Genomic DNA, 11,896 nt, shown 5'->3' with positions numbered 1-11,896 from the left:
ACGGGTATGAAAGGCGCGCGCTGTCAGCAGCGCGGCGCGAGATTGGGTTCTACGCCAGACAGCAGCCACAGGCCGTTCTGCTGGCGGAATTGCAGCGTGGTGTAGGCGCACTGCGCCACCACGCCGGAGGCGCCACGGGCGCCGGCGGCCGGGAAGCGGGCGTCGATGCGCTGCTGGCGGCGGTCATAGCGGATCTCGTCGATCCGTCCGCCCACCCAGAAATCGATCTTCTGCGGCAACTGCGCCGCTGAATAATAGTTGCGGACGGTGCGGCGCGAGCGGCCGTTGCGCTCTTCCCACGTGGCCCACTGCAGCGGGTAGCGGATGGCGCTCTCGTAGGTGCGCAGCGGCACGCGGTGCCAGCCGAGGTCGCGCGAGCCGGACAGGTCGCACGAGAACGAGCGCACCAGCTGCGTCCACTGGTCGATGCTGGCCAGCGACGGCTTCCAGTGCCGGGCGATGGCCTGCTGGAGCGCCTGCGGATCGGCCTCGCAGATATTGGCGAGGTCGGCCGGCAGGTACAGCGCCTGCGGCACCGGGGTGGTGGCCGCGCGGGCAGCCGCCTGCGCCGCGCCGGACGCCGCCAGCAGCCCGCCCAGCGTTGCCAGCGACACCACGGTCGCCAGCGCTGTCAGGCGCCTCGGCATGCGTGCGCCGCGCACGCGCGAGGTCATGCGCGGGCCCCGTTGCCGCACATCGGGAAGCCGAGCGCTTCGCGCGAGTCGTAGTAGGCCTGCGCCACCTGGCGCGACAGATTGCGGATACGGCCGATGTAGGCCGCGCGCTCGGTCACGGAGATCGCGCCCCGGGCATCGAGCAGGTTGAACGTGTGTGCCGCCTTGAGCACTTGTTCGTAGGCCGGCAGCGCCAGACGCACGCCGGAATCCTTCTTCTGGCCGTCTTCGGTGGTCTCGCCGCGACTGTCACCCACCTCGCCCATCAGCCGGCGGGCCTCGCCCTCGTGCTCGGAGAAATGGCGGAACAGGATCTCGGTGTTGCTGTGTTCGAAGTTGTAGGTGGACTGCTCCACCTCGTTCTGGTGGTAGACGTCGCCATAGGTCAGGCGGCGCGTCTCGCCGTTCTCGACCCACTCGGTCCAGACCAGGTCATAGACGTTCTCCACCTGCTGGAGATACATCGCCAGACGTTCGATGCCGTAGGTGATCTCGCCCGTGATCGGCTTGCAGTCGATGCCGCCGACTTGCTGGAAGTAGGTGAACTGGGTCACTTCCATGCCGTTGAGCCAGACTTCCCAGCCCAGGCCCCAGGCGCCGAGCGTGGGATTCTCCCAGTCGTCCTCGACGAAGCGGATGTCGTTCTGCTTGAGGTCCAGCCCCAGCGCTTCCAGCGAGCCGAGGTACAGGTCGAGGATGTTCTCGGGCGCGGGCTTGAGTACCACCTGGTACTGGTAGTAGTGCTGCAGGCGGTTCGGGTTCTCGCCATAGCGGCCATCCTTGGGGCGCCGCGACGGCTGCACGTAGGCCGCGCGCCAGGGCTCGGGGCCGATCGCGCGCAGGAACGTGTGCACATGCGACGTCCCGGCGCCGACCTCCAGATCGATCGGTTGCAGCAACGCGCAACCCTGCCGGTCCCAGTAGGCCTGCAGGGTAAGAATCATTTGTTGGAAGGTCAGCATAGGAAGACGAAAAAGAAAGCCGCCGGCAAGTGCACGAGCGGTCTCGTGCCAGGATTGCCAAACCCTGAATTCTATCGGGTTTTGGCCACAAGCCGACCGGAACAGGGGGCAATCCCGTACGTTGTGTCACGAAACGGGCCCCCGGCGGCGGTGTCGGGCTTTCGCAACGGGTCGGGTAAATCCTGACACGCCATTCAGAACCCGCCGATAGGTGCCGATACTATTTTTGTATACAGTGGAACTACGCAGCCGCTTCACAGCGCGCTGCTCCCGGGCAGCCTCCTCAGGGGGACAACCGCTCATAAAAGGTGTCCGGGCAACAATAACTTTTGGGGATTGGTCATGACGCTACTTTCTCGCAAACCATATCTTGTCGCCCTGGCCGTGATGGCCGCCGCAGCCGCGGTATCGGTGGCGACCTCGGTTCTGGGCTAACCGCTCCGGGCCGTAAAGAAAACGGGCCCTCAGGCCCGTTTTTTTCATTGGCGAAGCGTCACGCCGCTACGGGCGTGCCCGCCGCCGCGCGCCGAACGCCAGCGCGAGCACGATCAGGCAGGCCGCCAGCGCCGGCACATTGCCCCATCGCACAAAGGGGGTGAGCCCCTGCGTACCCTGCACCGTGGCCGCGAGCGTGCCGAGCTGGAAGGTCGGCAGCCGCGCCTGCACCGTGCCATCTGGCTTCACCACCGCCGTCATGCCGGTATTGGTCGCGCGCAGCATCGGGCGGCGCGTCTCCAGGGCGCGCATCCGCGAGATCTGGAGATGCTGGTCCAGGGCGATGGTGTCGCCGAACCATGCCAGATTCGTCACATTCGCAAGCATATTGGCCGGTGACGGCTGTTGGCGCAGGGTGGCGGCGATTTCCTCGCCGAACAGATCCTCGTAGCAGATATTGGGCGCCACATGGATGCCGCGCACCGGCACCGCCGGCTGGTCCAGCCCGCCGCGTCGGAAGTCGCCGAGCGGCATCTTCATCATGTCCACGAACCAGTGGAACCCGAACGGGATGAACTCGCCGAACGGCACCAGATGGTGCTTGTTATAGCGGTAGAGCGTGGGCTGCTCCGGGCCGATGGCGAACACGCTGTTGGTGAAGTCCACCGGCGAATCGGCCCCGGCCGCGCCGAACAGCACCGTGGTGCCAGTGGATTCCATATGCCGGCGCACTGCCTGGGCGATATCGACCGGCAGTTCCTGGAGGATCACCGGAAACGCGGTTTCGGGCGTGACCACGAGGTCGGCCGGCTCCGCCGTGATCAGGTCGCGGTACAGCTCCAGCGAACGCTGGATGCCCACCGGCTCGAACTTGATGTCCTGCGCGACGTTGCCCTGCAGCAGCCGCACCGAGATTGGCTCGCCCACCGGCGTGGTCCAGGCGATGGGCGTCAGCGCGAAGCCCAGCGCGGGCAGGCCGATGACGAGGGCCAGCGCGGTGACGAGGCCACGGCGCGATGCGGTGTCCGGCGTGGCGTCCTGCGTAGCCGAGCGGCGCAGGGCGGCGCGTACCGCCGTCACCAATAGCGCGGCTACCGCCGCAGCCAGCGCGGTAATGCCGTACACGCCGATCAGGGGGGCGAAGCCGGCGAGCGGCCCGTCGGTATGGGGATAGCCGCTGCCCAGCCACGGGAAGCCCGTGAACACCACGCCGCGCAGCCATTCGCCCAGCGCCCAGGTGGCGCCGAACGCCAGCGCCGGCAGCACGCCGTGGCGTCCGCGCTGGGTCAGCCAGTGCCAGACGCCGCCGGCCAGCGCGGGCCAGATCGACAGATAGCCGGCAAACAGCACCACGGCCAGCGCGGCCATCCAGGCCGGCATCTCGCCGTAGACATGCATGCTGATATAGAGCCACCAGATGCCGGACAGGAACCAGCCCAGCCCGAACGCGTAGCCCGTGGCGGCCGCCGCGCGCGGACGCGGGGCATCGGCGAGCAGGGCGACCAGCCCGGCCATCGACAGGATCTGCAGCCACCACCAGTCATGGGGCGCGAACGCCTGCGTATGGGCGACGCCGAGCGTCGCCGCCATGAGCAGCCGGAACACAGCGGTAGCGGACCCGGCGCGCTGGCCGGTTTGCCGGGCGCTCGCCGTGCTGGCGGCGCCGGCCTGGACTTCGCGCGTCATGCGTCGGCCACGGCCAGGTGGTCGGTTGCCTCGCGGCGCACCTGGAGCAGGTGCACCTGCCGCGCGTCGGCGCGCAGCACTTCGAAGCGGAGCGGCGGCAAAGTGATGATTTCGCCACGATGGGGCACATGCCCCAGATGATTGGTCAGCAGGCCACCCACGGTGTCCACGTCGTCATCGGGGAAGGCGGTACCGAAGGCCTCGTTGAACTGCTCGATCTCGGTCAGCCCGTGCACGCGCCAGGCGCCATCGGCGGTCGGCAGGATGTTGTCGTGGTCCTCGTCGAGGTCGAATTCGTCCTCGATGTCACCCACGATCTGTTCGAGCACGTCCTCGATCGTCACCAGCCCCGCCACGCCGCCGTACTCGTCCACGACGATGGCGATGTGGTTGCGGTTGATCCGGAACTCGCGCAGCAGGATGTTGAGCCGCTTGGACTCGGGGATGAACACGGCCGGGCGCAGCGTTTCGCGCAGGTCGAACGTGTCGTCGGTGTAATAGCGCAGCAGGTCCTTGGCCAGGAGGATGCCGATGATGTTGTCGCGGCTCCCCTCGTAGACCGGAAAGCGCGAGTGCGCCGTCTGCTGCATATAGGGGATAAACGTCTCGGGCGCGTCGGCGATGTTGACGGCGTCCATCTGGGCGCGGGGCACCATGATGTCGCGGGCGGTCAACTCGGAGACCTGGAATACACCCTCGATCATCGAGAGCGAATCGGCGTCGATCAGGTTGCGCTCATGCGCTTCCTGCAGCACTTCCAGTAGTTCGGCGCGCGTGTCCGGCTCAGGGGAAATGAAATCGGTGAGGCGTTCGAGAAGGGACCTTGGGCGATCCGCCTGCTTGTGATTGGCAGGTTTCGAACTGGGATAGGGGTCGTTCATGTCGCGGCTTAGCGCGTGGTGGAGATCGTCTGAAGCATACACTAAAAGGATTCCTGCCCCGTGACAGGGGGTGCCGTGGCGCACGCAGGTGGCGCACACGGCACTTCACAATCTTTCGCTTCAGCGATCCTCGCGCACCGGCAGGTACGGGTCGGCGTAGCCGAGCGCCTGGAGCGTCTCGGTCTCGATCGCCTCCATTTCCTCGGCCTCGCCGTCTTCCTCGTGCTCGTAGCCCTGGGCGTGCAACGCGCCATGGACGATCAGGTGCGCGTAGTGGGCGTCGAGCGGCTTCTTCTGCGCCTTGGCCTCGGCCTCCACCACGGGGCAGCACAGCACGATGTCGCCGGTCACCGGGTCGTCGGCATGCTCCGCATAGGCGAAGGTCAGCACATTGGTCGCGTAGTCCTTGCCGCGATAGGTGCGGTTCAGCGTGCGGCCTTCTTCCTCGTCGACGAAACGGATGGTCAGCGCGGCATCGGCGAACAGCGCCGAGCGCACCCATTTGCCGATCTGCTTGGCGGAGGGCAGGCCGGTGCGCTTGCGCACGCCATCGCCATACTGGACGTCGAGTTCGACCTCAGGCGGCGTGGCCGGGGTGCCGGTGGTGGTCACAAGTGGCGTAGCCGTCACGGCGACCGACACGGCGTCGTGGTTGTCCGGCCGCACCAGCAGGCCGGCCTGCTGGCGGGTATCGGTGTGTTCGGCCAGCAGGGCCACCACGCCTTCGGCGGCCTGGGACAGGTCCACGGTCAGGCTGCGCCCATCGGGCAGTTGCACGCGCAGCGCGTTTGCGGCGCTCTTGCGCGCGCGGCCGTCGGCATCGAACAGGATGAGGCTGGCGGCGGGAGGCTTCTTGGTCAAGATCAGGCGTCCTTGTGCTGGGCGTGGAATTCGTCATACGCATCGACGATGCGCGCCACCAGGGGATGGCGCACGACGTCGGTGCTGGTAAAGCGCGTGAACGCGACGCCGCGTACATCGCGCAGCACGTGCTGGGCTTCCACCAGGCCGCTTTTCTGCCCGCGCGGCAGGTCGATCTGGGTGGTGTCGCCGGTAATCACGGCCTTGGCGCCGAAGCCGATCCGCGTCAGGAACATCTTCATCTGTTCCGGCGTGGTGTTCTGGGCTTCGTCGAGGATGATGAACGCGTGGTTCAGCGTGCGGCCGCGCATGTAGGCCAGCGGCGCGACTTCGATCATCTGGCGCTCGAACATTTTCTGCGTGCGATCGAAACCGAGCAGGTCGTACAGGGCGTCGTAGAGCGGGCGCAGGTAGGGGTCCACCTTCTGGGCGAGGTCGCCCGGCAGGAAGCCGAGCCGCTCGCCGGCCTCCACGGCCGGGCGGGTCAGCACGATGCGCTTGACGGCATCGCGCTCGAGCGCGTCCACGGCGCAGGCCACGGCCAGGTAGGTCTTGCCCGTGCCGGCCGGGCCGATGCCCAGCGTCAGGTCGTGCGCGAGGATGTGGCGCAGGTACTCGCGCTGCGTGGCGGTGCGGCCCTGCAGCCCGATGCGGCGCGTGTGCAGCACCGGGGATTCATCCAGCCCGCGCGGGTCTTCCTCGCCATTGGCGTAGCCGCTGGCCGTGGTCTCGGGCAGGTAGGCGCCGTGCGCGGAGATCTGGCGCGATTCCACCAGCCCAAGCTGGATGTCGTCGATCGACAGCGACACGCGCGAATCGTTATAGAAGCGCTCCAGCGCCAGCGCGGCGTCCTGGGCGCGCGCGCCGCGCACCGTCATGCGGTGGCCGCGGCGCTGGATCGTCACGTCGAGCGCCTGCTCGATCTGGCGCAGGTTCTCGTCGAGCGGCCCGCACAGGTTCTGGAGCCGCGCGTTGTCGTCCTTGGGTGCGACGAATTCCGCCGTCTGGATTTTCATGGAGGTCCTTACTGGCGCACCACGATCTCGCCGCGCAGCGAGTGCGGGAATGCCTGCGTGATGCTGACATCGACCATCTGGCCGATCATCTGGTCGCGCCGCGCCTGCGGTACGCCGGGCAGCGCGAAGTTGACCACGCGGTTGTTCTCGGTGCGGCCGTGCAGCTCGGTGGGGTCCTTGCGGGCCGGGCCTTCCACGAGGATGCGCTGGACCGTGCCGACCATGCCCTGGCTGATGCGCTGCACGTTTTCCTCGATGGTGGCCTGCAGCCGCTGGAGGCGGCGCAGCTTCACGTCATGCGGGGTGTCGTCGTGCAGGTTGGCCGCCGGCGTGCCGGGGCGCGGGCTGAAGATGAACGAGAACGAGGTGTCATAGCCGACTTCCTCGATCATCGACATCAGCTTCTCGAAGTCGGCATCGGTCTCGCCGGGGAAGCCGATGATGAAGTCGGACGACATCGACATGGTCGGCCGGATCGCCCGCAAGCGGCGAATAATGCTCTTGTACTCGAGCACGCTGTAGCCGCGCTTCATCGCCATCAGGATGCGGTCCGAGGCGTGCTGCACAGGCAGGTGGAGATGGTTTACCAGCTTGTCGCAGCGCTCGTACAGCTCCACCAGCCGCGAGGTGAACTCCTTCGGATGGCTGGTGGTGTAGCGGATGCGCTCGATGCCGGGGATCTCGGCCACGTATTCGATCAGCAGGGCGAAATCGGCGATTTCCGTCGTACCGCCCATCGCGCCGCGATAGGCGTTGACGTTCTGGCCCAGCAGCGTGACTTCGCGCACGCCCTGGTCGGCCAGGCCGGCCACTTCGGCCAGCACGTCCTCGAACGGGCGGGAGACTTCCTCGCCGCGCGTGTAGGGCACCACGCAGTAGCTGCAGTACTTCGAGCAGCCTTCCATGATCGAGACGAACGCGCTCGGGCCGTCCACCTTGGCGGGCGGCAGGTGGTCGAATTTCTCGATCTCGGGGAAGGAAATGTCGACCTGGGACTGGCCGGTGCGGCGGCGGCGATCGATCAGGTCCGGCAGGCGGTGCAGCGTCTGCGGGCCGAACACGACGTCCACGTAGGGCGCGCGGGAGACGATGCTGGCGCCTTCCTGGCTGGCCACGCAGCCACCCACGCCGATCACGAGGTCCGGCTTGGCGGCCTTGAGCGCCTTCATGCGGCCCAGCTCGGAGAACACCTTCTCCTGGGCCTTCTCGCGCACGGAGCAGGTGTTGAAGAGGATGACGTCGGCGTCTTCGACGTTGTCGCAGGGCTCCATGCCCTGCGAGGCGTTGAGTACGTCCACCATCTTGTCCGAGTCATACTCGTTCATCTGGCAGCCGTACGTCTTTACGAATACTTTTTTCATGGTGCCGGTCTCAGTGGTTTACCTGGGGGCATCAGGGTTTGCTTCTGCTTCTGGGGACAACGCGGCCGGGGGGGGGCGGGCCGCCTGCTACGTGTTTTTCAACTTAATGCGAGGCCTTCCATTCCTTCACCTCGGCATCGGTCAGCACCCAGGCGGTCTGGAGCTGGCCGTAGAGGTCCAGCTTGTAGCGCACCGGGAGCTTCTTGCCGGCGATGACCACCGGGTTCAGCAGCTGCGTTTCCGTGCTGAAGACCCGCAGGCCGGGCGCCGTGGCCACCGTCTTGCTGTCGAGCTTGGCGGTCAGCGGCGTGGAGGCCGTGGGCATCGCCATCACCATGCGCGCCATCGGCGCATCGGCCGGAATCACGCGGACCGGGGTGCCGGCCACGGGCATGTCCTGGGCCAGCGCGGCCGCGCCGGGCAAGGCCAGGGCGGCGGCAACCACCGCCAGGAACACGGACTGACGCGTCAGGGAGAACCGCAAGGACATGATGACTCCGGCTTCGGGTGACTGGTGAGGGGAATGGCGCCGTCCGCGCGACATGCGCACGGGCCGGGCAACCCGGTATTCTACCCGCATCGCCCGCCTTGCACCCCCTTTGGGAGGGTGCCGGGCGCCTGATGTGGCGAGATCCGGACACCCCCGGCGGCCCGGGGCGGGGGGGCGGCGGGGGTGGAGCCGGCGCCACCCCATCGCCGGCAGGGTATGGGGAGGGCGCCGGGCTGGTACACTACGGCCCTTCTCCCACCGGAGGCGGGGGCAATCGGCCCGTCCCACCGGGACCTGACCCCCTTCGGGGTGCTTCAGGTTCGGTTTCCTACCCATGCCGCCCTGCGATTGGCGCAATCCCTTGCGTGACGGGCGGCTGAAGCGTCATTTCATGTCTTTTTCCGATCTAGGCTTGTCCGACAAGCTGGTGCGTGCCGTGGCCGAACAGGGCTACACCACGCCGACCCCGATTCAGGCGCAGGCTATCCCTGCCATTCTCAAAGGTGGCGACCTGCTCGCCGGCGCCCAGACCGGCACCGGCAAGACCGCGGGCTTCACGCTGCCGATGCTGCAGCTGCTGGGCGAATCCGCCGCCCACAATCCGGCCCCGCGCGGGGCACGCCAGCCAGTGCGCGCACTGGTGCTGACCCCCACGCGTGAGCTTGCCGCCCAGGTGGAGGAGAGCGTCCGCAACTATGGCAAATACCTGAAGCTGCGCTCGATGGTGATGTTCGGCGGCGTGGGCATCAACCCGCAGATCGAGGCCCTCAAGCGCGGCGTCGATATCGTCGTGGCCACGCCGGGCCGGCTGCTCGACCACGTGTCGCAGCGGACCATCGACCTCTCCCAGGTAGAACTGCTGGTGCTGGACGAAGCCGACCGCATGCTCGACATGGGCTTCATCCACGATATTCGCAAGATCCTGAATATCCTGCCGGCCAAGCGCCAGAACCTGCTGTTCTCGGCCACGTTCTCGGACGATATCCGCGCGCTGGCCGACCGCCTGCTGAACAACCCCGCCTCGATCGAAGTGGCTCGCCGCAACACCACGGCGGAAACCGTGGCGCAGCGCGCCTACCCGGTGGACCGCGAACGCAAGCGCGAACTGCTGGCCCACCTGGTGCGCGAGGAGGACTGGCACCAGGTGCTGGTCTTCACGCGTACCAAGCACGGCGCCAACCGGCTGGCCGAGCAGCTGACCAAGGACGGCCTGTCCGCGCTGGCGATCCACGGCAACAAGAGCCAGTCGGCGCGTACGCGCGCGCTGTCCGAGTTCAAGGCCGGCACGCTGCGGCTGCTGGTGGCGACAGACATCGCGGCGCGTGGCATCGACATCGACCAGTTGCCCCACGTGGTCAACTTCGACCTGCCGAACGTGCCCGAGGACTATGTGCACCGTATCGGCCGTACGGGCCGCGCCGGCGCCGAGGGCGAGGCGATCTCCCTGGTCTGCGTGGATGAGCACGGCCTGCTGCGCGATATCGAACGATTGATCAAGCGCCAGATCGAACAGACCGTCCTGCCGGGCTTCGAAGTGGACCCGAGCATCGTGGCCGAGCCGATCCAGAAGGGGCGCCAGCAACGTGGCGGCGGTGGTGGTGGCCAGGGCGCAGGCCGTGGCCAGCGCCCGCCGGCACAGGCCAAGCCCCGGGGCGAGGGCGGCGACCGCCGTCAGGAACGCGCCCCGAAGCCCGCCGCACCGCGCCCGGAAGGCCAGCGCCAGGACGCACCGCGCAACCGCCCGGCCCAGCCGGCGCGCGGCGCCAACGGGAACGGAAATGGCAACGGCAACGGTGCCAACGGCGGCAACCGCGGTGGCCGACAGGCTGCCGGCAACGGTGGTGGCAACGGCGGTAAGGGTGGTAACGGCGGCGGCAATGGCCGCGGCGGCAACGGCAACAACGCCCCGCGCCCGGCGCAGGACGCTGCCGGCGCGCCGCCCGCGCGTAACCGTCGTCCGGCGTCGCAGGCAGCGCTGCTCGGCGGCCGCAAGCCCTGAGCGTCACGCGCCCCATGACAGCGCCCGTCGACGAGGATGTACCTTATGCCGGCCTGACGCCGGAGTGCATCCTTGACGCCCTGGAAGCCGCCGGCTTCCAGCCGGACGGGCGCCTGCTGGCGCTCAACAGCTACGAGAACCGCGTCTGGCAGATCGGCATCGAGGATGCCGCGCCGGTCATCGCCAAGTTCTACCGGCCGGGCCGCTGGACTGACGCCGCCATCCTCGAGGAACACGCGTTCGTCCAGCAACTGGCCGATGCCGAGATCCCGGCCGTGCCGGCGCTGTCTGCCTCGCTCGGCGGACAGCCGCCTGCCACGCTGCTCGTACACGACGATTTCCGATTTTCCGTTTTCCCGCGCTGCGGCGGCCGCGAGCCGGCGCTCGACCGCGCCGAGACGCTCACGTGGCTGGGCCGCTTTATCGGGCGCATCCACGCGGTGGGCGCGTCGGCGCCGTACCAGGCCCGTCCCACGCTCGACGTGGAGACCTTCGGCGTGGTCCCGCGCGACTACCTGCTCGCCCACGACTGCATTCCCGCCGACCTGCTCGCGCCGTGGCGCGCCGCCGTGGACCTGGCCCTGGACGCCGTGCGCCGCTGCTACGACCGCGCCGGCGATATCCGCCTGCTGCGGCTGCATGGCGACTGCCATCGTGGCAATGTGTTGTGGATCGATCCGGAAGACGCCCGCGGACGCGGCGCGCCGGGCCCGCATTTCGTCGATTTCGACGACAGCCGCATGGGGCCGGCGGTGCAGGACCTGTGGATGCTGCTCGAAGGCGACCGCGCGGCGATGCAGGGCCAGCTGGCCGACATCGTGGCCGGCTACGAGGATTTTGCTGAATTCGAGACGCGCGAGCTATGGCTGGTGGAGGCGCTGCGCACGCTGCGCCTGCTGCACTACAGCGCCTGGCTGGCCGCGCGCTGGCGCGATCCCGCTTTCCCGGCCGCGTTCCCGTGGTTCGGCACGGCGCGCTACTGGCAGGACCGCATCCTCGAATTGCGCGAGCAGATCGCGCTGATGGACGAACCCCCGCTCTGGGGGTAGGCCAGCCGATCAGGCGGGGCGGCGATCGCCCTTGACCATCATCACCGGGCAGTCGGCCTGCGCCAGCACGCGGCCCGCCACGGAACCAATCACCGCATCGAAGAACGACCCCCGGCCATGGGTGCCCATGACGATGGCATCGGCATGGACCGCCCTGGCGTGCGCCAGGATCTTGTCCGGCGCGAAGCCGCGCAGCGGGTGGCGCTCGAACGGCACGCCGGCATCGCCAAGGATCTTGCAGACGGAGGCCATGGCCTTCTCGCTTTCATCGTGGTGCCAGGCGTCGATGGTGTCCTTGTTGACGAACGCGCGCACCTGACCCGTGACTTCGGGCGAGACGTGCACCACGTGCACGGTATAGCCCGGTTGCAGCAGCCGTCCGGTGGCCAGGAAGTGCGCGGCGGCATCGCTGAAGTTCGATCCATCGGTGGCAAGGATGATTTGGGGCATGGCGGCGATCTCCGGTTGTGGCATGACACAGG

The 11,896-nt window shown here is 67.9% G+C and carries 11 protein-coding genes; 2 read left to right on the top strand and 9 right to left on the bottom strand.

Annotated features, from left to right (window positions below; all coding sequences use genetic code 11):
• Positions 1 to 23: 23 nt before the first annotated feature.
• From AC1DP9_RS15575 to AC1DP9_RS15540, 8 genes are all read right to left on the bottom strand, one after another.
• Complete coding sequence (locus tag AC1DP9_RS15575) at positions 24 to 674, bottom strand: hypothetical protein (protein ID WP_441591719.1); 651 nt, start codon at positions 672 to 674, stop codon at positions 24 to 26.
• Entirely contained in the window at positions 671 to 1,636 is a 966-nt protein-coding gene (glyQ, locus tag AC1DP9_RS15570; protein ID WP_092291953.1) for a glycine--tRNA ligase subunit alpha, read from the bottom strand. The genes AC1DP9_RS15575 and glyQ overlap by 4 nt, the downstream gene beginning before the upstream one ends.
• Positions 1,637 to 2,137: 501 nt before the next feature.
• Positions 2,138 to 3,757, bottom strand: a complete 1,620-nt coding sequence (lnt, locus tag AC1DP9_RS15565; RefSeq protein ID WP_477107844.1) for an apolipoprotein N-acyltransferase — start codon at positions 3,755 to 3,757, stop codon at positions 2,138 to 2,140.
• Positions 3,754 to 4,638, bottom strand: a complete 885-nt coding sequence (locus AC1DP9_RS15560; RefSeq protein WP_092291957.1) for an HlyC/CorC family transporter — start codon at positions 4,636 to 4,638, stop codon at positions 3,754 to 3,756. Before AC1DP9_RS15560 ends, lnt begins: the two co-directional genes overlap by 4 nt.
• A 120-nt stretch (positions 4,639 to 4,758) precedes the next feature.
• On the bottom strand, positions 4,759 to 5,499 hold the full coding sequence (gene ybeY, locus AC1DP9_RS15555; RefSeq protein WP_477107843.1) for an rRNA maturation RNase YbeY: 741 nt from the start codon (positions 5,497 to 5,499) through the stop codon (positions 4,759 to 4,761).
• Between the two features lie 2 nt (positions 5,500 to 5,501).
• Positions 5,502 to 6,515 (bottom strand): PhoH family protein, encoded by a 1,014-nt coding sequence (locus AC1DP9_RS15550; RefSeq protein ID WP_092291961.1) that lies wholly within the window; start codon positions 6,513 to 6,515, stop codon positions 5,502 to 5,504.
• Positions 6,516 to 6,523: 8 nt separating this feature from the next.
• On the bottom strand, positions 6,524 to 7,876 hold the full coding sequence (gene miaB, locus AC1DP9_RS15545) for a tRNA (N6-isopentenyl adenosine(37)-C2)-methylthiotransferase MiaB (protein WP_477107842.1): 1,353 nt from the start codon (positions 7,874 to 7,876) through the stop codon (positions 6,524 to 6,526).
• Between the two features lie 103 nt (positions 7,877 to 7,979).
• The gene (locus AC1DP9_RS15540) at positions 7,980 to 8,366 is read right to left on the bottom strand and encodes a hypothetical protein (protein ID WP_477107841.1); all 387 of its coding nucleotides are present in this window, start codon (positions 8,364 to 8,366) and stop codon (positions 7,980 to 7,982) included.
• Positions 8,367 to 8,757: 391 nt separating this feature from the next.
• Here AC1DP9_RS15540 and AC1DP9_RS15535 point away from each other — a divergent pair, with 391 nt between their 5' ends.
• Together AC1DP9_RS15535 and AC1DP9_RS15530 are read left to right on the top strand one after the other, a co-directional pair.
• Positions 8,758 to 10,365, top strand: coding sequence for a DEAD/DEAH box helicase (locus tag AC1DP9_RS15535; protein WP_477107840.1), 1,608 nt, complete (start codon positions 8,758 to 8,760; stop codon positions 10,363 to 10,365).
• 14 nt (positions 10,366 to 10,379) lie between these two features.
• Positions 10,380 to 11,414: a serine/threonine protein kinase gene (locus AC1DP9_RS15530; protein ID WP_092291967.1), complete on the top strand. Its 1,035-nt coding sequence runs from the start codon at positions 10,380 to 10,382 to the stop codon at positions 11,412 to 11,414.
• Positions 11,415 to 11,423: 9 nt separating this feature from the next.
• Here AC1DP9_RS15530 and AC1DP9_RS15525 read toward each other — a convergent pair whose 3' ends face one another.
• Entirely contained in the window at positions 11,424 to 11,864 is a 441-nt protein-coding gene (locus AC1DP9_RS15525) for a universal stress protein (protein WP_092291969.1), read from the bottom strand.
• Positions 11,865 to 11,896 lie beyond the last annotated feature (32 nt).

Source organism: Cupriavidus sp. 01L43 (genome assembly GCF_056399925.1).
The sequence above is the reverse complement of the archived record's forward strand: the minus strand, read 5'-3'. Positions and strand labels throughout refer to the sequence as shown.